Origin of the sequence: Polynucleobacter necessarius (assembly GCF_900095195.1) — a bacterium.
Taxonomy (GTDB): domain Bacteria; phylum Pseudomonadota; class Gammaproteobacteria; order Burkholderiales; family Burkholderiaceae; genus Polynucleobacter; species Polynucleobacter necessarius_G.
This window is the reverse complement of the sequence record NZ_LT606950.1, coordinates 1275402-1295670: the sequence shown is the minus strand read 5'-3', so window position 1 is coordinate 1295670 and position 20269 is coordinate 1275402. Positions and strand designations below refer to the sequence as shown.

24 protein-coding genes, 1 tRNA gene and 1 pseudogene are annotated in these 20269 nt (G+C 46.2%); 18 read left to right on the top strand and 8 right to left on the bottom strand.

Annotation, left to right across the window (positions count from 1 at the left end; translation table 11 throughout):
- Nucleotides 1-25 precede the first annotated feature (25 nt).
- The 9 genes from BQ1619_RS07195 to BQ1619_RS07160 all read left to right on the top strand — a co-directional run bounded on the left by BQ1619_RS07195 (nucleotide 26) and on the right by BQ1619_RS07160 (nucleotide 6057).
- Nucleotides 26-102, top strand: a tRNA-Met gene (locus BQ1619_RS07195).
- 113 nt (nucleotides 103-215) lie between these two features.
- The gene (locus tag BQ1619_RS10745; protein ID WP_415066159.1) at nucleotides 216-353 is read left to right on the top strand and encodes a hypothetical protein; all 138 of its coding nucleotides are present in this window, start codon (nucleotides 216-218) and stop codon (nucleotides 351-353) included.
- A gap of 14 nt (nucleotides 354-367) precedes the next feature.
- Nucleotides 368-595 carry a DUF2878 family protein gene (locus BQ1619_RS10740; RefSeq protein ID WP_415066157.1) on the top strand — a complete coding sequence of 76 codons (228 nt, stop codon included), beginning with the start codon at nucleotides 368-370 and terminating at the stop codon, nucleotides 593-595.
- Nucleotides 596-815: 220 nt separating this feature from the next.
- On the top strand, nucleotides 816-1907 hold the full coding sequence (gene recA / locus BQ1619_RS07185; RefSeq protein ID WP_114663132.1) for a recombinase RecA: 1092 nt from the start codon (nucleotides 816-818) through the stop codon (nucleotides 1905-1907).
- 154 nt (nucleotides 1908-2061) lie between these two features.
- Nucleotides 2062-2442 carry a regulatory protein RecX gene (locus tag BQ1619_RS07180; protein WP_231968586.1) on the top strand — a complete coding sequence of 127 codons (381 nt, stop codon included), beginning with the start codon at nucleotides 2062-2064 and terminating at the stop codon, nucleotides 2440-2442.
- A 187-nt stretch (nucleotides 2443-2629) separates the two neighbouring features.
- Entirely contained in the window at nucleotides 2630-3799 is a 1170-nt protein-coding gene (gene sucC, locus BQ1619_RS07175) for an ADP-forming succinate--CoA ligase subunit beta (RefSeq protein ID WP_114663130.1), read from the top strand.
- A gap of 15 nt (nucleotides 3800-3814) precedes the next feature.
- Nucleotides 3815-4708, top strand: coding sequence for a succinate--CoA ligase subunit alpha (gene sucD / locus BQ1619_RS07170; RefSeq protein WP_114663128.1), 894 nt, complete (start codon nucleotides 3815-3817; stop codon nucleotides 4706-4708).
- 95 nt (nucleotides 4709-4803) lie between these two features.
- Nucleotides 4804-5508: a TerC family protein gene (locus BQ1619_RS07165; RefSeq protein WP_114663126.1), complete on the top strand. Its 705-nt coding sequence runs from the start codon at nucleotides 4804-4806 to the stop codon at nucleotides 5506-5508.
- Nucleotides 5509-5718: 210 nt separating this feature from the next.
- Nucleotides 5719-6057, top strand: a complete 339-nt coding sequence (locus tag BQ1619_RS07160; protein ID WP_174222103.1) for a pilin — start codon at nucleotides 5719-5721, stop codon at nucleotides 6055-6057.
- 169 nt (nucleotides 6058-6226) lie between these two features.
- On the opposite strand, the pseudogene moaC reads toward BQ1619_RS07160, so the two are convergent.
- A pseudogene (gene moaC / locus BQ1619_RS07155) lies at nucleotides 6227-6704 on the bottom strand (cyclic pyranopterin monophosphate synthase MoaC).
- Between the two features lie 89 nt (nucleotides 6705-6793).
- Here moaC and BQ1619_RS07150 point away from each other — a divergent pair.
- Entirely contained in the window at nucleotides 6794-8428 is a 1635-nt protein-coding gene (locus BQ1619_RS07150; RefSeq protein WP_231968585.1) for a M48 family metalloprotease, read from the top strand.
- Here the strand turns inward: BQ1619_RS07150 and BQ1619_RS07145 are convergent.
- From BQ1619_RS07145 to BQ1619_RS07125, 6 genes are read right to left on the bottom strand one after another with little or no spacing between them, the layout of a single operon-like run.
- Nucleotides 8425-9042 carry a DUF2946 family protein gene (locus BQ1619_RS07145; RefSeq protein WP_114663122.1) on the bottom strand — a complete coding sequence of 206 codons (618 nt, stop codon included), beginning with the start codon at nucleotides 9040-9042 and terminating at the stop codon, nucleotides 8425-8427. The genes BQ1619_RS07150 and BQ1619_RS07145 overlap by 4 nt on opposite strands.
- 5 nt (nucleotides 9043-9047) lie before the next feature.
- The gene (locus BQ1619_RS10060; RefSeq protein ID WP_231968650.1) at nucleotides 9048-9200 is read right to left on the bottom strand and encodes a nuclear transport factor 2 family protein; all 153 of its coding nucleotides are present in this window, start codon (nucleotides 9198-9200) and stop codon (nucleotides 9048-9050) included.
- Nucleotides 9152-9481 carry a nuclear transport factor 2 family protein gene (locus BQ1619_RS07140; RefSeq protein WP_231968663.1) on the bottom strand — a complete coding sequence of 110 codons (330 nt, stop codon included), beginning with the start codon at nucleotides 9479-9481 and terminating at the stop codon, nucleotides 9152-9154. Before BQ1619_RS07140 ends, BQ1619_RS10060 begins: the two co-directional genes overlap by 49 nt.
- A gap of 20 nt (nucleotides 9482-9501) precedes the next feature.
- Nucleotides 9502-10536: a lipopolysaccharide heptosyltransferase II gene (waaF, locus tag BQ1619_RS07135; protein ID WP_114663120.1), complete on the bottom strand. Its 1035-nt coding sequence runs from the start codon at nucleotides 10534-10536 to the stop codon at nucleotides 9502-9504.
- A gap of 48 nt (nucleotides 10537-10584) precedes the next feature.
- Nucleotides 10585-10773, bottom strand: a complete 189-nt coding sequence (locus BQ1619_RS07130; protein ID WP_114663118.1) for a zinc-finger domain-containing protein — start codon at nucleotides 10771-10773, stop codon at nucleotides 10585-10587.
- A gap of 24 nt (nucleotides 10774-10797) precedes the next feature.
- Nucleotides 10798-11721 (bottom strand): branched-chain amino acid transaminase, encoded by a 924-nt coding sequence (locus BQ1619_RS07125; RefSeq protein WP_114663116.1) that lies wholly within the window; start codon nucleotides 11719-11721, stop codon nucleotides 10798-10800.
- Between the two features lie 221 nt (nucleotides 11722-11942).
- Between BQ1619_RS07125 and BQ1619_RS07120 the strand changes: the two genes are divergently transcribed.
- The 8 genes from BQ1619_RS07120 (at nucleotide 11943) to BQ1619_RS09325 (ending at nucleotide 19128) form a co-directional block, all read left to right on the top strand.
- The gene (locus tag BQ1619_RS07120; RefSeq protein ID WP_269460088.1) at nucleotides 11943-13142 is read left to right on the top strand and encodes a phosphoglycerate kinase; all 1200 of its coding nucleotides are present in this window, start codon (nucleotides 11943-11945) and stop codon (nucleotides 13140-13142) included.
- 2 nt (nucleotides 13143-13144) lie between these two features.
- Nucleotides 13145-14581 carry a pyruvate kinase gene (gene pyk / locus BQ1619_RS07115; protein WP_114663112.1) on the top strand — a complete coding sequence of 479 codons (1437 nt, stop codon included), beginning with the start codon at nucleotides 13145-13147 and terminating at the stop codon, nucleotides 14579-14581.
- Nucleotides 14582-14621: 40 nt separating this feature from the next.
- The gene (gene fba, locus BQ1619_RS07110; protein ID WP_114663110.1) at nucleotides 14622-15686 is read left to right on the top strand and encodes a class II fructose-bisphosphate aldolase; all 1065 of its coding nucleotides are present in this window, start codon (nucleotides 14622-14624) and stop codon (nucleotides 15684-15686) included.
- A gap of 7 nt (nucleotides 15687-15693) precedes the next feature.
- On the top strand, nucleotides 15694-16593 hold the full coding sequence (locus tag BQ1619_RS07105) for a phosphoribosylaminoimidazolesuccinocarboxamide synthase (RefSeq protein ID WP_114663107.1): 900 nt from the start codon (nucleotides 15694-15696) through the stop codon (nucleotides 16591-16593).
- 90 nt (nucleotides 16594-16683) lie between these two features.
- Nucleotides 16684-17148: a 5-(carboxyamino)imidazole ribonucleotide mutase gene (purE, locus tag BQ1619_RS07100; protein WP_174222102.1), complete on the top strand. Its 465-nt coding sequence runs from the start codon at nucleotides 16684-16686 to the stop codon at nucleotides 17146-17148.
- Nucleotides 17149-17164: 16 nt separating this feature from the next.
- Nucleotides 17165-18337 carry a 5-(carboxyamino)imidazole ribonucleotide synthase gene (locus BQ1619_RS07095; RefSeq protein WP_462803988.1) on the top strand — a complete coding sequence of 391 codons (1173 nt, stop codon included), beginning with the start codon at nucleotides 17165-17167 and terminating at the stop codon, nucleotides 18335-18337.
- Nucleotides 18338-18595 carry an L-threonylcarbamoyladenylate synthase gene (locus BQ1619_RS09330; protein ID WP_197711910.1) on the top strand — a complete coding sequence of 86 codons (258 nt, stop codon included), beginning with the start codon at nucleotides 18338-18340 and terminating at the stop codon, nucleotides 18593-18595.
- Between the two features lie 38 nt (nucleotides 18596-18633).
- Nucleotides 18634-19128 carry an L-threonylcarbamoyladenylate synthase gene (locus BQ1619_RS09325; RefSeq protein WP_197711909.1) on the top strand — a complete coding sequence of 165 codons (495 nt, stop codon included), beginning with the start codon at nucleotides 18634-18636 and terminating at the stop codon, nucleotides 19126-19128.
- Between the two features lie 30 nt (nucleotides 19129-19158).
- Here BQ1619_RS09325 and BQ1619_RS07085 read toward each other — a convergent pair whose 3' ends face one another.
- Nucleotides 19159-20073, bottom strand: coding sequence for a D-alanyl-D-alanine carboxypeptidase/D-alanyl-D-alanine-endopeptidase (locus BQ1619_RS07085; RefSeq protein ID WP_231968584.1), 915 nt, complete (start codon nucleotides 20071-20073; stop codon nucleotides 19159-19161).
- Nucleotides 20074-20269: the final 196 nt, after the last annotated feature.

Here is a 20269-nt window from a genome sequence, read left to right as displayed (position 1 = left end):
GCGGATTTGCTACAATCACACATTCGGCGAATTAGCTCAGCTGGTTAGAGCGACGGAATCATAATCCGCAGGTCCGGGGTTCAAATCCCTGATTCGCCTCCAAATACCAAGGCCATTGCTTAACAGCAGTGGTCTTTTTCTTCGGCCCGTAGAATCTCTCCTATGTCTAATTTTGGAACTTCGTCTTTTTCCAGCTGGGTTGGTTTGCTTGTGTATTGGGGGCGGCCAATCAGCAAGTGCTTTGGGCCGTGCTCGGGACCTTGATTTACATCGCTTTTCATATCTGGCAACTTGATGAGCCCAAAGAATCATTTCACTTGCTCATCAGGGCCTTAATTTTTAAGGGATTCTGACTGACACCCTAATTGTGCATTTGGGATGCCTGGATTTTCAGGATGCTTGGCCATCGAGCAATCTTTCTCCAGTCTGGATGTGGGCGCTTTGGCTATTGGTGGCTACAACAATTAATGGCTCCCTTTCTTGGCTTCGTGGCAGGCCGATTTTGGGGGCCTTTTTAGGGAGTATTTGCGGTCCAATGTCTTATGAGGCAGGTATTCAATGGGCGCTGGCAGTTGGGGTCCTGGAGGCCAAATAATCTGGCTTGTCCTGATTGGCGTGGTTTGGGCAGTCGCGATCCCACTGTTTTTCTACTGGGATCGCACCCCTTTGGAGCAAAGCCTAGTAAAAAATCCGTAAATTCCGTTAAAAAGTCGCTTGCAAATAATGCTGTTTTTATATACAGTAACCCATAAGTTGTTAGACAGTAGAAAAAAACTTCGGGAAAAAGCCCAATACAAGGCGAAAAGGGAATAAAAATGGCCTTGGATGAAAAAAGAAAATCAGTTTCATCAGAGTTTGATGGAATGAGCGGAGACAAGCAAAAAGCGTTAACAGCAGCCTTGGCGCAGATTGAAAAGCAATTTGGCAAGGGCTCAATCATGCGATTGGGTGATGCTGAAATTAGCCAAGACATACAAGTGGTATCGAGTGGTTCGTTGGGCTTGGATATCGCCCTGGGGGTTGGTGGCTTGGCTCGTGGTCGCGTCATTGAAATTTATGGCCCAGAGTCATCGGGTAAAACGACATTAACCTTGCATGCAGTTGCTGAGATGCAAAAGCTTGGCGGTACTTGTGCATTTATTGATGCTGAACATGCTTTAGATGTTCAGTACGCAGGCAAGCTTGGCGTGGACGTCAATAATCTATTGATTTCTCAACCAGACACTGGTGAGCAAGCTTTAGAGATTGCAGATGCATTAGTGCGTTCTGGTTCAATTGACCTGATCGTCATTGACTCTGTAGCTGCCTTAGTTCCAAAGGCTGAAATTGAAGGTGACATGGGTGATTCCCTGCCGGGTTTGCAAGCGCGTTTAATGAGCCAAGCTTTGCGTAAATTAACTGGCGCTATTAAGCGTACCAATACAACAGTGATCTTTATCAACCAAATTCGCATGAAGATTGGTGTGATGTTTGGTTCACCAGAAACCACTACCGGTGGTAATGCGCTGAAGTTCTATGCCTCAATGCGTTTGGATATTCGCCGTATAGGTAGTATCAAAAAGGGCGATGAAGTAGTTGGTAATGAAACGCGCGTTAAGGTTGTGAAAAACAAGGTTTCTCCACCGTTCCGCGAAGCGATTTTTGGCATCATGTATGGGGCCGGCATCTCGAGAGAGGGCGAGATTATTGACATGGGTGTCGAGGCGGGCATCGTTGAGAAGTCAGGATCTTGGTACAGTTATAACGGCGATCGTATTGGTCAAGGCAAAGATAATGTGCGCGACTTCTTGAAAGAGAACCCAGATATTGCTAAAGATATTGAGGCAAGGATTCGTGAGAAGTTGGGTGTCAAAGTTGGTTCTGCAGTAGTGACCGACGTCTTGAGCGAGGAAGAGGAAGTAGGATAAGGGCATTGAGTAATTGCATGTCAGACCTAGTAGTAAAAAAGCAAAGCAAAGCCCGAGCCTCAAAGCTCGGGCTTTGCGTCTTTTATCGCTTCGAGAATATAGTCGTAAGACCTTGGGTGCTAAATTAGTTGAGTTCGAGGCGCGGTAGGCTAAGTTGGGTGACGAACCTTTAACTTCAGATCAGCAAGCGACAGTCTCCAGCATTGAGGCTGTCCTGGATGATTTTGAGGCCCGAGGTTGGTTGTCGGATGAGCGGTTTGCCGAAGCCTTGGTACGCAGGAGAAGCGAGCGTTTTGGTTTGCGAAAAATTGCCGATGAGCTGGCAAGAGCAGATATTGACTCAAGGCAGTCAATTAAGTTGTTGAACGAGCTCAAAGTGGCCGAATTTCAGCGCGCATACGACCTTTGGCTAAGAAAGTATGGGCAAAAACCTCAAGATCAAAAAAAGCGTGCGAGGCACTATCGGTTCCTGGTGTCCAAGGATTTTAGTCCAGATGTGGTCCCCAAGGTGATTGGCGGTCAAACCCCCGATTAGGGCAATTACGGATCAAAAAACGCTAATTGCGGCATTGCAACATGATAGACTCATAGAGTCGGTCAAGCCGTTCGCATTTATTCAAATTTGGCTGTTTCAGTCATTTCCAGAGTAAGTATGAGATTTAGGCAACGTCGGTTTAAAAATCCTCATCGCTTGCTAAAAAAGATACCGTTTCGGAGTAATTATGAAAATTCACGAGTACCAAGGCAAAGAACTTCTTCGCCAATTTAATGTGCCCGTTCCTAACGGCATCCCCGCATTTAATGTTGATGAGGCAGTCAAAGCTGCTGAAAAACTGGGTGGCCCAGTTTGGGTTGTGAAGGCTCAAATTCATGCTGGCGGTCGCGGTAAAGGTGGTGGCGTGAAATTGGCAAAGAGCATGGATGAAGTTAAGAAATATGTTTCTGAAATCTTAGGCATGCAACTCAAGACTCATCAAACAGGACCCGAGGGTCAAAAAGTGAATCGTCTCTTAATTGAAGATGGCGCAGATATTAAAAAAGAGTACTACTTCAGTATTGTTACGGACCGTGCGACACAAAAGAATGTGATCATGGCCTCCAGTGAAGGCGGCATGGATATTGAAGAAGTGGCCGCTTCGCACCCAGAAAAAATTATCAAGGTATTTATTGATCCATTGGTCGGGTTAACAGATGCTGATTGTGACATTGTTGCCAAAGGCATTGGCGTGCCTGAAGGATCTATCCCACAAGCTCGTGAAGTATTTAAAAACCTCTACAAAACCTACTGGGATACTGATGCATCCCTAGTAGAAATCAATCCATTGATTCTGGAAGGCAATGGCAAGATTAAGGCGTTGGACGCAAAATTCAACTTTGATCCTAATGCGTTGTTCCGTCAACCAGAAATCGTTGCTTACCGCGATATTGATGAGGAAGATGCCGCTGAAATCGAAGCATCAAAATTTGATCTTGCTTACATCTCTTTAGATGGCAACATTGGCTGCTTGGTAAATGGCGCCGGTTTAGCGATGGCGACTATGGATACGATTAAATTGTTCGGTGGTGAACCCGCTAACTTCTTGGATGTAGGTGGTGGTGCTACAGCAGAAAAAGTAACTGAAGCCTTCAAGATCATGTTGAAGAATAAAAATGTTAAGGCAATTCTAGTGAACATTTTTGGTGGCATTATGCGTTGCGATGTGATTGCAGACGGCGTTGTGACTGCATGTAAAGCCGTTAATCTCACCGTACCTTTAGTTGTGCGTATGAAGGGTACAAATGAAGAGCTCGGCAAGAAGATTCTTGCTGACTCTGGTTTGCCAATCATCAGCGCTGATTCAATGGCTGATGCCGCTACTAAGGTAGTTGCTGCTGTTGCTAACAACAAATAATCCAGGAATTTCAATATGTCTATTTTGATCAATAAAAACACCAAAGTCATTACACAAGGTATTACTGGTAAGACCGGTCAATTCCACACTGAAAAGTGTCAGGAATACGCAAATGGTAAAAATTGTTTTGTTGCTGGCGTCAATCCAAAAAAAGCTGGCGAGTCAATTTTTGACATTCCAATTTATGCAACTGTCAAAGAGGCTACCCAGCAAACTGGTGCAACCACTTCTGTTATTTATGTTCCTCCCCCTGGTGCTGCCGCAGCTATTTGGGAAGCGGTAGAGGCGGATCTCGATTTTGTGATCTGTATTACGGAAGGTATTCCTGTGCGCGACATGTTGGAAGTGCGTAACAAGATGAAGGCAAAAGAAGCCAAAGGTGGTAAGCAAACATTGCTGCTCGGACCTAACTGCCCTGGAATCATCACCCCTGATGAAATTAAGATTGGCATCATGCCTGGCCATATTCATAAAAAGGGCCGTATCGGTGTAGTTAGCCGCTCTGGTACATTGACGTACGAGGCTGTTGGTCAGTTGACCTCGATTGGTTTGGGCCAATCTACAGCGGTTGGTATTGGTGGCGACCCTATCAACGGCTTAAAGCACATTGATGTGATGCGCATGTTCAACGAAGATCAAGACACTGATGCTGTGATCATGATTGGTGAAATTGGTGGTCCGGATGAAGCCGAAGCAGCTCGCTGGTGCAAAGAAAACATGAAAAAGCCAGTAGTCGGCTTTATTGCGGGCGTTACTGCTCCTCCAGGTAAGCGTATGGGTCATGCAGGCGCATTGATTTCTGGTGGTGCCGATACGGCTGATGCAAAACTTGCGGTGATGAAAGAGTGTGGCTTCAAAGTCACAAAGAACCCATCTGAAATGGCGGCTTTGTTGAAAGCTATGCTGTAATAAGCAATCAGAAAAGGATGCTGATATTCAGCATCCTTTTCAGTAGTAAATAGTAATTAAAAAATAGTAAAAACATAAAAAAGTAGGGAGACAATATGGATTTTTCAGCATTCTCTGATGCCACCTTTTGGGCGGCGCTTCTATCAATCATTGTTGCAAATATTTTGTTGTCGGGCGACAACGCAGTGGTGATCGCATTGGCATCCCGTAATTTGCCTCCAGCGCAACAAAAAAAGGCAATCTTTTGGGGTAGTGCAGCGGCAATTATTTTGCGAGTTGTTTTGACTATCACCGCGGTTGCTTTATTAACGCTCCCGTACCTCAAAATTATTGGCGGTATCCTGTTGCTCTACATTGGTATTCAGTTGCTAGCAGATAGCGATGGTGAGGAACACATGGAGGCTAAGTCTAGTATTTGGGCGGCGATCCGAACAATTTTGGTTGCCGACTTGGTGATGAGTTTAGATAACGTTTTGGCAGTTGCTGCTGCCGCTCAAAAAGGTCCAGAAGAAACGCGCTTACTTCTTTTAATCATCGGTCTTGCTATGTCTATTCCATTGATTATTTTTGGTAGCGCCATGCTTTTAAAGGTGATGGAGCGCTTTCCAATCATCATCACCCTTGGTGCGGGCCTGTTAGGCTTGCTCGCGGGCGGTATGTTAGTGGATGATCCTGCTATCAAAGTAAACATCCAAAAGGCTCTAGGCGATGCAAAGCTTGCTTTTGAAATCATTGGCGTAGCGATAGTGATCTTGGTAGGCACTTATTTCAAGAGAAAGAATGCCCACAAAGAGGGGTAACGTTAGTGGCATCCATTTCTTGCTAAAGATTCAGAAAAGCCGGCTCACACAGTCGACTTTTTCTTATGCACTTTACCTGATTGAAAAGAGGTTTAGACTGGATCATGAGGTAACTAACCCTCAGGAGCAAAAAGACATGCAGAGTCCAAAAGAGAATCCAGAAATGCAACAAGACATCAAACATGATGCAGGTTTCACATTATTGAGGTTATGGTCGTTGTTGCCATCATTGGCATTTTGGTAGCAGTGGCCGTTCCACAGTATCAAGACTACATTGCTCGCAGTCGTGTTGTAGAAGGTATGAATCTTTCCTCAAGCGCTAAATTAGCTGTTACAGAAGCATTTGCCAGTCGCGGAACGGTACGAATGGATGAGGCAACGAATGGAGCCTTTACCTATACGCCAACACGAAGCGTGAAGCTGATTGAAATTACACCTTCTGGGGCAATAGCGATTGATTATCAAGTCAGCGTGGCTCCTGATGGTAGAAATACCTTGCACCTCGTTCCCACAAATGAGCCTGATGCTAATATCGCCAAGACCAATTGATTTGTCAAAGCCAGAGGGGTCTACATGGTCAGGGGGTTGGTCTTGCAGATCATCCGAAACGAATCTGATCCCTCAGTTACTGCCTTCAGAGTGCAGGATCAGCAAATAAAAAGCACCTCGTAATGTTTGCATATTAAGTCGTCTTAGGGCGACTTATTTTTTGTGTTTACTAGACCGCTTTCCACTCTCCGCTTTTACCACCACTCTTCTCGAGTAGTTTCACATCACCAATCACCATTCCTCAGTCTACTGCTTTGCACATATCGTATATTGTGAGCAGCGCGACTTGGACAGCAGTGAGGGCTTCCATTTCAACCCCGGTTGGCCCCGTTGTTTCTGCTCTCACCTGGCAAGCAATGCTTTTCGTTTCTGAATTATGTTGAAACTCCAAGCTGACATGCGTCAGAGCAAGTGGATGGCAAAGTGGAATCAAATCGGCGGTTCTTTTAGATGCCTGAATACCTGCGATACGGGCGATACCTAAGACATCCCCCTTTTTTATGGCTTCCGGCTTCAACCATTTTGAAGGTTTCGGGTTGCATCGTAATCTTGCCGGTAGCAATGGCAATGCGATGGGTGCTGGGTTTATCAGCTACGTTGACCATATGGGCTTGGCCACTATCATCAAAATGCGTTAGTTTGTTCATGGGATAAGTTTTACCATATAGGCATGCAGAACATAAAGTTGACTCATAAAATCTCAATTTGGCATCGTATATTAGCAATTCAGCTTGCTATGGGGGTAGCTTGCACGGGATGCCTGCCGGCATATGCAGCTCAACCTCTTGGGGATGTTTCGGTAGAGGGTAATTCTGCTGCGATCCAGAATATAGGTCGTGCCATGCAGTCACCTGATGCCAGGCCGGCAAATGCGCTAACCTGTAACACTATGCAAAGTCAGCCAATGATTGTTTTACCCGATATGGGTGATCCAGGTGGAGATGCATTAAGTCGTATTGATGAGCGCAAGTATGGCGAGCTGATCATGCGGCAAATTAGACCAGATGCAGATTACTCAAACGATTTGCCTATTTATGATTACCTCAATCAAATGGAACGACGTTTATTGCAAGCAGCCAAAAAATTACAGCTTGGCGGTGCAAATGAGCAAGGTAGCGGTGCCTATAACTTCGAGGTATTTGCAGTCAGGGATAGCAGTATTAATGCATTTGCTTTACTTGGTGGCTTTATAGGTTTTCACACGGGCTTGATCGTTAGTGCCGAATCAGATTCGGAAGTGGCTTCAGTCATGGGGCATGAAACAGGACATGTTTTACAACGCCATCTTGCTCGGCAAATGGATAGACAAACCACCAACACTATGATTGCAATAGCTGGCATGGTTCTGGGTGCATTAGCAATGTCGCGTAATCCTCAGGCTGCAGCAGGCTTGATGCAGGGCGGTCAAGCGGCTGCGATAAACAATCAACTCTCTTATTCAAGGGATGCCGAGCGGGAAGCAGATCGAATTGGTTTTCAGATACTGGATGCTAGCGGATATGATGTGAATGGCGCACCGGGTTTTTTTCAGCGTTTGCAAAAAATTACCGGCATTATGGATAATGGAGTGCCAACTTATGTGCGCACCCACCCATTAACTACCAATCGTATTGCGGATATACAAGATCGCGCGCGTACCGTTCCATCGCGGAATGTATCGACGGCTATTGAGTTTTACTTTATTAAGGCTCGAGCTCGTATGGAGCAAGCAGGAAGTTCTAGTGGGCTGTACGACTTAAAAAATACTTTTGATGGTTTGAGTAAACAATCTCAAATCGGCAAGCAAATGGAGGGATTTTATGGCCTTGCTCTGATTGCGCAGCGTCAAGGCAAATGGGATCAGGCAGAGACAGATTTGCAACAGGCTCGAAACTTGGCGCAGAAAGCGAGCGTACCGGGCTCTCCGATACAGCGTCAAAGTTTATCTTTGGAGATTACGGTTTCAGAACTCGCCTTAGCAAAAGGTCGAAATGAAGAAGCATTGCAAATTGCACAAAATGCGTTACGTACCTACCCACAATCCTATGCTGCTGGCGCAGCTATGATTAATGCAGAGTTAAAAATGGGGCGTACAAATGATGCGATTGCATGGCTAAAGGCTCGAACCCGTTCTCAGCCTAACGAAATTCTCTGGTGGAGCTTGCTTTCGAATGCTTACGATCAGGCCAAGAACGTGCCGATGCGGCATTACGCCCTTGGAGAGAAATATGCTCTTGAGGGTGCTTGGCCGTCTGCAATTGAGCAGCTAAAGATTGCTCGTAGCGTCGGTGGCGCTGATTTTTATCAAAGCTCTAGTATCGATGCGCGTTTGCGAGAAATGCAGAGGCAGTACAACGAAGAGCTAAAAGAGAAGAAGCAGTTGCCGAGCTAAATAGGCTGTGGGTGTTGAATAAAGCCAAATTTTTTACTTAATTCATCCGAATGTATAGGATCAAGCGGTAACCGTTCTCCATGCCAGTTCCAAGAGCCGCCGAAACTGCAGACTTCTTCGCGAGGTTTGGCCAACTCAGAGAAAAGATCTAAATCATGATCATGTAACAGGGCAACTATTGATCGCTCTGCGGTTTCAAACTGCTGGTGATCGAAATCGGTACAAATTGTTTCTATAGTCGATCCTAGTATGTAAATATTTCCCTGTTCATCGCTGAGCGCAGCACTAGGTTCCATGGTTTTATGACATTGTGTAACTATCTGCGATCCACTTTCGCTAGGAATGATGCGAGCAACCCAAGGGGTGACTGCTAGCGTGATGAAGACTCGCTGAGGACCGTTCTGAAAAAAGAATCGCCCAAATGAGTCGCTTGCATAATTGCGGCGAATGCATTCATTGAGGGCAGCATGTTGGATGATTTGACCTGGTAATTGATTCTGCTGTGCAAATTCATCAACCATGCACCATTGACCACGGCGATCCAGGGCTAGCCAGCCAAAACAATCGGGCACATTCGGCCATTTGATGAGTGAGCGTAATACTTGCTCATCCATATCAATTAGTGGAAACCGTGTGGAGAGTTTGGTGCATCAAAGCTGTCGTCAGTAGATCTGCTGGCGTGTAAATGAGCAATACGCCAGCCTTGACTATCTTGCAGTAAAACTAAAGTAATGTTGAGAAAGAATTCTGCTTCAACTTGATCTGCTCGCAAATGAACCGCTTCAGTCGTGTCATAGACTGCTGCTCCCAATATAGAGTGACTGATACAAGAATTGGTTCTAGAAATAATGGCTGTTTTGATAACAACCTTTCTAGGCCCTCTCGAATTTCTACGTGACCACTTAAGCGGTGTCCCTCTGGTAGAACGCAAGTAATAGAATCATCATCTAGCAAAATATCCAGAGCCCCTTTGACATCGCGGTGACGCAGAGCATCGCGCCATGCATCAACCACATCATCGGCATTGTAAAAGAGTCTAGCTAGCTTAGTCATGACTAATTATCCCTGAGTATTTATTGCAAGGTGTTTAGTGTAGCTAAAACTTGTTGAGGCTGTATGTCAATTAAGCATTTTAGGTGACCAAGCGGGCATTCTCTTTTGTGACAAGGGCTGCAGGGAAGGCTAAGCCAAATAACTTTGGCTTTATCAGATAGTGGAGGAGTATGCGCCGGCTCGCTTGAGCCGTAAATAGCCACTTGTGGTGTTTTCAGTGCAGCTGCAATGTGCATCAATCCAGAATCATTGCTGACGACTGCTTTAGCTAGCTCAATAAGAGCAATTGCTTCATCAAGGGAGGTATTTCCGCACCAATTTTGTATTTTTGTTTGATTACTAGTCTGTTGTCGAATGTCTTCGGCTATCTCATGATCGCCCTTACTGCCCAAGAGAACTACTCGCGCTTCAGAATTTTCTTGAATGAGATCTTCTGTTAGCTTTGCAAAATGACTGGCCGGCCAGCGTTTCGCTGGACCATACTCAGCTCCAGGACAAAATACATAAAGAGTATTTGGATTGATATTGCTATTAGCGAGTTTATGTTCAACGGATTTCTTCGCCTGATTCGAAACATTTAATGTTGGGGTTATTTCGCTAAAAGACGCTTGTTCATCATCTATAAGAAGTTGGCTTAGTGCCAGGTAGTGGTTCACCATTGGAGGGCGATTCACTTTGCTTGGATTGCTTAGCGATACGTTAATAAGTCCATAGCGAAACTCTCCACGATAGCCAACGCGCAATGGAATATTAGCTAACCAAGGAATTAATGCGGACTTAAAGCTATTTGGCAATACAAAACAGAGTTGATAATTTCTTGCTTGAATAGTGCTTGCAATTCTTTTTCGCAAGCCCCATTGCAACTGCTTATGCTCGAATTCCGCTTCGATAACTTCAGACACTTCAGAGCAAGCGCGATATATGGGCGCAACCCAAGTACTAGCAAGTACATCAATCGTTGAGTTTGGGTATTGCGATTTAAGTTTTGCCAGTAGCGGCTGGGTCATCACCGCGTCCCCAATCCAATTTGGGGCAATGATCAGAATACCTTGCATGTCATGTATCCTGACTCAGCGCTCCACTTCTCTGGAGCGCTGATATGGTTAATGGCCGTGGGGCTCGGTGCCGGGAATCAGTTTGTACTTAGCGCCGCAGTACGGGCACTTCGCTTCATCGGATTTAGTGATGTCCAAAAATACGCGTGGATGTAAGTTCCACGCGGGTGTTTTATTAGTTGGGCAATGCAATGGCAGATCTTTGCCATCGACCATTGTTATTTGAGCTTGAGCCATACCGTGTTTCCTGATTGCTAAAGATTATTTAACGTAAGTGAGCCAAGATTTGTATTTATCGCTACGTCCATAAACGGCATCAAAATACGTTTTCTGAATCTTCCCAGTAATTGCTCCACGTTTGCCATCGCCGATCATGCGATCATCTAATTCACGAATCGGCGTTACTTCAGCGGCTGTGCCAGTAAAGAATGCCTCATCTGCAGAGTAGACCTCATCACGCGTTAGACGTTTTTCGCGAACTTCATAGCCTAGATCCTTAGCAATCTGCATGACAGAATCACGAGTAATGCCATCTAGGCATGATGCTAAGTCTGGCGTGTAGATAATGCCGTTACGCACCATAAAGAGGTTTTCGCCAGAACCTTCAGAGACGTAACCTTCGGTATCAAGCAATAGAGCCTCGTCATATCCGTTAGCAGTGACTTCTTGGTTTGCCAGGATTGAATTGATGTAATAGCCAGAGGCTTTCGCACGCACAAGTGAAGAGTTCACAAAGTGGCGAGTAAAAAAAGATGTCTTCACCCGAATGCCTTTATTGAGGCCATCTTCGCCTAGATAAGCACCCCATTTCCATGCAGCTATTGCTGTGTGGATACTGTTGCCTTTGGGTGAAATCCCTAGTTTTTGTGAGCCGACAAAAATGATGGGGCGGATATAGCAAGATTCAAGCCTGTTGCTGTTAACCACCTCGATGATGCCCTTGCTGATTTTGTCTGGGCTAAAGGTCATCTTCATCTGAAAGATCTTGGTACCGTTGAACAGGCGTGTTACATGCTCCGGTAGGCGGAAGATGGCAGTGCCTTGGGGGGTCTTGTATGCCCGAATGCCTTCGAATACACCCATGCCGTAGTGAAGGCTATGGGTAAGCACGTGAACATTGGCCTCACGCCAAGGAATGAGCTTTCCATCGGACCAAATAAAGCCATCGCGGTCGGACATCGACATTTTTTCTACCTTTTGTGTCTATAAGCTATCTGTAATAGCGGATTAATCAGGTTGCCAGGTCATCGGATACAGGCGTTTCGAGTCACTGAGCGTCCAAATTTCTATTGTAGAGCAGGCGGAGCGGTTTAAGGCCTCAGACCTGTGGGGTGGTAGGGCTGGACGATTTAGAATAGAGTATTCTTTACAAACCACTAAATTTAGCCACTGTCATGCCGGAATCCTTGTTTAAAGTTAAGCGTTTAAGTGAACTCGCCCAATCAGGTCAATTGAAGGGAAAGCGGGTTTTCATCCGTGCCGACCTTAATGTCCCCCAGGATGAGGCTGGGAATATTACTGAGGACGCTCGAATTCGGGCATCCATGCCTGCCGTTCAAATGTGTTTGGATGCCGGCGCAGCTGTAATGGTGACTTCGCATTTGGGCCGCCCTACCGAGAATGAATTTAAGCTAGAAGATTCGTTAGCTCCAGTAGCAGATCGTATTGCTGCCCTGCTAAATCGAAAAGTTCCGCTGATTAGTGATTGGGTGAATGGTGGATTTGAGGTTCAGCCTGGCGAAGTTGTTCTTTTAGAAAATTGCCGCTTGAATGTCGGCGAGAAAAAAAACAATGATGAGCTAGCAAAAAAGATTGCTGCTCTTTGTGATGTTTATGTCAATGATGCGTTCGGGACAGCTCACCGCGCTGAAGCAACGACAAATGGTGTTGCAAAATTTGCGCCGATAGCTTGTGCTGGTCCATTAATGGCGGCTGAGTTGGATGCGTTAAGTCGTGCACTCGCAAGTCCGAAACGTCCGTTGGTTGCGATTGTTGCTGGCTCAAAGGTGTCTTCTAAATTGACTATTTTGAAAGCGCTTTCTGAGAAAGTCGATGAATTAATTGTTGGTGGCGGAATTGCTAATACGTTTATGTTGGCTAAAGGTTTGCCAATTGGCAAGTCACTTGCAGAGCCTGATTTGGTAAACGAGGCGCGCGAGATTATGGAGTTGATGGAAAAGCGTGGCGCGCATGTACCGATTCCAGAAGACGTGGTTGTGGCGAATGAACTTTCTCCTCTTGCACGTGCAAACCGGGTACCAGCAGATCAAGTAGCCGAAGACGACATGATTTTGGACATTGGTCCGAAGACTGCCGCACGTTTGTCGATCATGCTCGCGCATGCCGGCACGATTGTTTGGAATGGCCCGCTGGGTGTATTTGAAATCGATCAATTTGGCGGTGGCACCAAAATGTTAGCAGCGGCCATTGCGCATTCGCCCGCATTCTCGATTGCTGGCGGTGGCGATACCTTAGCCGCAATTGCAAAATATGGCATCGAAAACCAAGTTGACTACATCTCTACTGGCGGCGGTGCCTTCTTAGAATTTTTGGAAGGAAAAACCTTGCCAGCCTTTGCGGTTCTCGCTGAGCGCGCGAAAGACTAATTATGCTTAGAGCAACCAAAATTATTGCAACTTTAGGGCCCGCATCCGAGAAGCCAGAAGTCTTACGTGAGATGATTCGCGCGGGTGTTGATGTGGTGAGAATGAATTTTTCACATGGCACGGTTGCTGACCATAAGGCTCGCCATGATTTAGTACGCAGCATTTCTGCGGAAGCCGGAAAAGAAGTCGGCATCATGGCGGATTTGCAGGGCCCAAAAATTCGGGTTGGAAAATTTATTGATAACAAAATTCTTCTTAAGGAGGGCGAGAAATTTATCCTGGACGTTGCTTGTGAGTTGGGCAATCAGGAGCGTGTTGGCCTTGACTATAAAGAGTTGCCAAATGATGTGAAATCTGGCGATCGTCTTTTACTAAATGACGGCTTGGTAGTGTTGCGAGTCGAAAGCGTTAAAGGTGGCGAAATTTTTACCATCGTTGAGCAGGGTGGCCCACTTTCGAACAATAAAGGGATTAACCGCGCTGGTGGTGGATTGACCGCGCCTGCATTAACTGAAAAGGACATTGCAGATTTAGATGCGGCGATTGCGATGGGGGTAGATTTCTTGGCCATTAGCTTTCCAAAAGATGGCGCGGATATGGCCTATGCTCGTAAATTGGCCGATGCAGCCAGTGCAAAACATGGCGTTGGTCGAGTGCGAACAATTGCAAAAGTTGAGCGTGCTGAAGCAATTGAGCCAGAAGCACTCAAAAGTATCATTGCAGAAAGTGACGGCATTATGGTTGCTCGCGGTGACTTAGCAATTGAAGTGGGTAACGCGGCTGTACCTGCATTACAAAAGCGCATGATTGCGTGGGCGCGTGAGGCCGACAAATTTACTATCACTGCAACGCAAATGATGGAGTCGATGATAAATGCGCCTGTGCCAACACGTGCCGAGGTTAGTGATGTAGCCAATGCAGTATTAGATGGTACAGATGCTGTCATGCTCTCCGCAGAATCTGCTGCTGGTATGTATCCGGTGCAAACAATTAAAGCGATGGCGGAGATTTGTGTCGAAGCTGAAAAATCAGGTCGCGTAGAGTTGGATACAGACTTTTTGGATCAAACATTTACCCGCATTGATCAAACCATTGCATTGGGCGCCCTATTTACTGCACACCATTTAAATGCTAATGCAATCACAGCGTTGACAGATTCGGGGTCAACGGCTATTTGGATGAGTCGCCATAACATTCATGTGCCGATTTTTGCGTTGACCTCCAAGATTGCAACGCAGCGTGCTTTAAGTACCTATCGAAATGTGACCCCAATTGGTTTGAATTACACAAAAGATCGAGACACTGCATTACAAGAAGTTGAGGCTTGCTTAAAGAAATTAGGCGCAGTTCAAAATGGCGACACAGTCGTCCTGACATCTGGTGAGCCGATGGGTGAGCCCGGCGGCACCAATACCCTCAAGATTATTCACGTCAAATAACGATTTCTATTTAACCATTAACCCCAAAAAAGAGAACATTATGGCTTTGGTATCTTTACGACAACTCTTAGATCACGCTGCTGAAAATGGCTATGGCTTGCCAGCATTTAATGTCAATAACTTAGAGCAAGTGACGGCTGTTATGGAGGCTGCCAATGAAGCGGATTCTCCAGTCATCATGCAAGCGTCTGCTGGGGCACGGAAATATGCAGGAGAAGCATTCTTGCGTCATTTAATTTCTGCTGCCGTTGAAGCATATCCACATATTTCTGTAGTGATGCATCAGGACCATGGACAAAGCCCTGCAGTATGTATGGCTGCGATCAAGAGTGGCTTTACTAGCGTGATGATGGACGCCTCATTGGAGGCAGATGGTAAGTCGGTAGCTAGCTATGAATACAACGTCGATGTGTCTAGAGAGGTTGTTAAATTCTCTCACTCAATCGGCGTTACGGTAGAAGCGGAGCTTGGCGTATTAGGTTCTCTTGAAACCATGAAAGGCGATAAAGAGGATGGCCATGGAGCAGATGGCACCATGACGCGTGAACAGTTATTAACCGATGTAGAGCAAGCTGCTGATTTTGTAAAAGCTACCCAGTGTGATGCTTTAGCAATTGCAATTGGCACCAGTCATGGTGCATACAAGTTCACCAAGAAGCCAACTGGCGATATTTTGGCGATCGATCGTATTCGAGAAATTCATGCACGTATACCAAACACTCATTTAGTCATGCACGGTTCCTCCAGCGTCCCACAAGAGTTGCTTGCTGAGATTCGTGAATTCGGTGGTGATATGAAAGAAACCTATGGTGTCCCCGTAGAAGAAATTCAAGAGGGCATTAAGAATGGTGTGCGTAAGATCAACATTGATACGGATATTCGTTTTGCGATGACGGGCGCTATCCGTCGTTACCTCTTTGAGAATCCTAGTAAGTTTGATCCACGTGACTATCTAAAGCGAGCACGTGAGGCAGCCAAGAAAGTCTGTATTGCCCGGTTCCAGGCTTTTGGATCGGCAGGTCAAGCATCCAAAATTACCCCCATTCCATTAGAAAAAATGGCAGAGCTATACAAGAGCGGTAAGTTAGCTCAGATTGTGAAGTGATTTGAATATGCCTGCTTTATACGCAACTTCTATTCAGTCTTTGCCGTTACTTTCAAAAGGTAAAGTGCGCGATGTTTATGCGTTAGGTGATGACAAATTATTAATGATCACTACCGATCGTCTGTCCGCCTTTGATGTCGTCGTGGGGGAGTCGATTCCTGAAAAAGGGGTTGTTCTCAACCAGATGGCCAATTTTTGGTTTGATAAGTTGGGCGAAGTGATTCCGAATCACTTGACTGGCATTGATCCAGCCTCGGTTGTTGCGCCTAATGAAGTGGATCAAGTCAAAGGACGCGCGGTGGTTGCAAAACGCTTGAAGCCTATTTTGGTGGAAGCAGTCGTTCGCGGTTACTTGGCAGGTAGTGGCTGGAAAGATTACAAAGAGACCGGCAAAGTTTGCGGTATAGCCTTGCCTGCTGGCTTAGAAAATGCGCAAAAACTACCGGAGCCTATTTTTACTCCTGCTGCTAAGGCAGCAGTGGGTGAGCACGATGAAAATATTTCCTTTGAAAAAGTTGTTGAGCTTATTGGCGAGAAGTTAGCAAATCAAATTCGTGAAGTAAGTATTCGTTTGTACAAAGAGGCATCTGAGTATGCGGCCACCCGAGGGATCATTATTGCCGATACGAAGTTTGAATTCGGTTTAGATAATGCCGGTCAATTAGTGTTGATGGATGAAATTTTGACCGCCGACTCCTCGCGCTTTTGGCCACCAGAAACGTATTATGTTGGCTCCAACCCACCGTCTTATGACAAGCAGTGTGTACGGGACTGGTTGGAAACTGCAGAGGTAAATGGCAAATTGTGGCCAAAGACTGCCCCCGCACCGCAATTGCCAGCCGAGGTAGTTGAAAAGACTGCTCAAAAGTACCGCGAAGCCCTCGCCCGCCTGACCAAACAGGGGTAAGTCGGGGACAATAGAGGCCTTAATAGTGGTGGCAGCAATTTAGGACATTCGGGGAAGCAAGTGAGCAAAAAACCAATAGTCGGAATAGTGATGGGCTCCAATTCAGATTGGGACACCATGCAACATGCTGCTCAAATGCTAGAGCAATTTGGGGTTGCTCATGAAGCTAAAGTTCTCTCTGCACATCGCATGCCGGATGATATGTTCCAGTATGCAGAAAATGCTCAAAAAAACGGCTTACAAGCAATCATTGCCGGCGCAGGTGGTGCAGCACATTTACCAGGTATGTTGGCTTCTAAAACAATTGTGCCAGTGTACGGTGTGCCTGTGGCCAGTAAATATTTGCGCGGCGAAGATTCTTTGTACTCCATTGTCCAAATGCCAAAAGGAACCCCAGTTGCAACATTCGCAATTGGTGAGGCTGGCGCTGCAAATGCTGCTCTACATGTTATTGCCGGTCTCGCTTTGCACGATGCTGATTTGGCAAAACGTTTGGAAGCGTTTCGCGTGAAGCAATCCGATGCTGCCAGATCAATGAATTTGCCGGGATACTAATTACATGGCAGAGCGCATGGGACCCATCTTGCCGGGTTCGTATTTAGGAATATTGGGTGGTGGTCAGTTGGGTCGAATGTTTACCCAAGCTGCTCAAGCGATGGGCTATAAGGTATGCGTCTTGGATCCGAGTCCGGATAGTCCGGCAGGTTCAATAGCGGAGAAATGTATTCAGGCGGATTACACAGACTTCGTTGCCTTAAAAGAAATGGCCGCACTATGTGCTTCTGTAAGTACCGAATTTGAAAATGTTCCAGCACAAGCTTTAGACGAGTTAAAGTCTCTGGGTGTTTTTATTGCGCCACGAAGTGGCTGTGTTTCTTTGGCGCAAGATCGGATTGCTGAAAAAAACTTTCTGGCAACTTGGAAATCGGAAACCAATATTAGCCCTGCTCCAAATTTTGTAATTGCGCATGACGCCGATATCAGTCATGTGCTCGTGGATCTTTTTCCGGGGATTTTGAAAACCGCCCGTTTGGGCTATGACGGTAAAGGCCAAATTACTGTGCAGGCAGCGACCGATCTCCCTGCCGCTTGGGCTGAGCTGGGCAAGGTTCCCTGTGTTTTAGAGAAGCGCATGGAATTAGATTTTGAGGTTTCTGCATTAGTGGTTCGTGGTTATGACGATGCCGTGGTGGCTTACCCTGTTTCTCAAAATATCCATCGCGATGGTATTTTGCATACCTCGACAGTTCCGGCTCCGTCCTTAAAACCAGCACAAGAAAAGAAAATTATTGAGGCTGCTAAAGCGCTAATTCGCAAGATTGATTACGTAGGGGTGCTGTGCGTAGAATTCTTTGTTTTAAAAAATGGTGACATTGTTGCAAATGAAATCGCTCCACGCCCCCATAACTCAGGCCACTACACTATGGATGCATGTGTGAGTAGTCAATTTGAGCAGCAGGTTAGAGCGATGGCGCGACTACCATTGGGTGATACACGTCAATTGGCGCCAGTATCCATGCTCAATTTATTGGGTGATTTGTGGTTTGAAGGAAATTCGGATCAAGCAAGAGAGCCTGCCTGGGATAAAGTCCTTGCGCACCCCGACGCGAAGTTGCATCTTTATGGTAAGGCTGCCCCACGTATCGGTAGAAAGATGGGGCATATCAATTGTTTGGGCGAGGCATTAAATGAAGCTCGCCAGAACTGTGCTGCTGTTGCTCTTGAGTTGGGTATCGAGCCGTAAATGTCCGCTGAAAAATTGGATGATTCATTACTGCAGTCGTCAGCTGCGATTGATGAAGCGGTGAGAGTTCTTCGTAATGGAGGATTGGTTGCATTCCCTACCGAAACTGTTTATGGCTTGGGTGCTGATGCTAGAAATGCCGAGGCCATTAGGAAAATATTTACAACCAAAGGCAGACCTTCTAATCATCCTTTGATTGTGCACTTAGCATCCCTGAGACAAATGACCAACAGGAAATTGATTGGTCTGCAGTATTAGCAACTTGGGCTAGAGACGTATCAGAAGATACGCTGAAGTTGATTAATACATTTTGGCCTGGTCCGCTAACACTTGTTTTTAGAAAAGATAAAAGTGTTTTAGGTGAACTAACGGGCGGTCAAGATACAGTCGCAATCCGCGCCCCAGCCCACCCCATTGCACAAGAGCTATTGAGAAAATTTCAAGGTGCTTTAGTAGCGCCATCAGCCAATCGTTTTGGCAAAGTCTCTCCGACCTGCGCAGCCGATGTCCGCAGTGAGTTTGAGGGCGAAATTAACCTATTAGTGCTTGATGGTGGTGATTCTCTGGTGGGGATTGAATCGACCATCATTGATTTATCTTCAGGAGACCATGCTGTTTTACTTCGTCCGGGAGTGATCACTCCAAAAACGATTTTTAAAAAGACTGGCATCAAGGTCTATGGTCCTGGAGAGCAAATCAAGAATCAAGACTTGCCTAAGGTTTCTGGGAGTCTGAAGACGCACTATGCGCCCACAACACCATTACGCTTGTATTCGTCGGGTCGCGTTTAGATGCACTTACTGAGTTCCCCGATATCAAGTCTAGGGTAGTGGTCGCAGTATGGGGCTCTGATGCATCTCTAGTATTGCAAGATTATCCATCGATTGATGTTGAGGAAGTAACCGTTTCCAGTGATCCCACTGTTTTTGCTGGCCGACTGTACCGTACCCTGAGAGACTTAGACGGGCAGGCTTGGGATTTGTTTTGTTTCCAGAACCGCCCGCTGGAGAAGAGTGGGATGGGGTAAGAGATCGACTGCAGCGCGCATGTTTCGGTTCAGGACCATCCTCGAGCAACCACGTCAGCAGTTGATCGTGCGCTTCAAGACCCTTCCAGGCATTCGGATGGTTAATAAATGAGCTCACCGAATACAGCTTTCCGGATTTGCTGACTACATATCCAGAGATAGCCCTCACATCAGCAAGCGAACCCGTCTTAATTCTGGCTTCAGGCTTTTTCTTAAGATGTAAAAATTTGCGAAGTTGCGTCATTAAGCGATTGCGCATGGTTCCATCTGATCTCGCAATAGGAAGGCTGTTGTAAAAAATTTCGCCGACTGAGGGGTTTCTTGCAGTCAGTAGCAATTGATTCATCTGTCCAGTAGAGATTGCTTCATTTCGAGATAGTCCTGAGCCGTTTTCAATAGTAAGCCCAGGGAACAATAAGCCATTTTGCTTGAGCCAACTTTGGATGACCAGTTCGCCATTGACGGTTGTAGCGGGTTTACCGATTTTCTCAAGTGCGAGCGTTAATAAGAGCTGACGCGCCATGACATTATTGGAATACTTATTAATATCTAGCACATCATCTGCAAGGCTGATGCCCTCAAATTGCAGAAGGAGTTTGGCTGCCAGTGGAGTGGTGCCGTCTTTGCCAGTAGGTGGGTTAACCCAAGATCCACCAGCCAACTCCCAAGCTGCCGCAAAGCCTTGGGTTAAAAATGTGTTGGCGTCCAATGCGACTACGTTGTAATTGACCCCTTTGCATCCACTAGGAAATTCGCCCGAGAACTGGGCAGTTAGTGGTTGGTTGGCATTGGCCCCTGACTCTGGAGGAGTTGCTGACGTTTATGTATATGCCATATCAGCGTGGCGTCTCCCATCAGTATGGACAGAGTTATAAGCCAAGCGAGTCTGCTGGAGCTAACGCTAC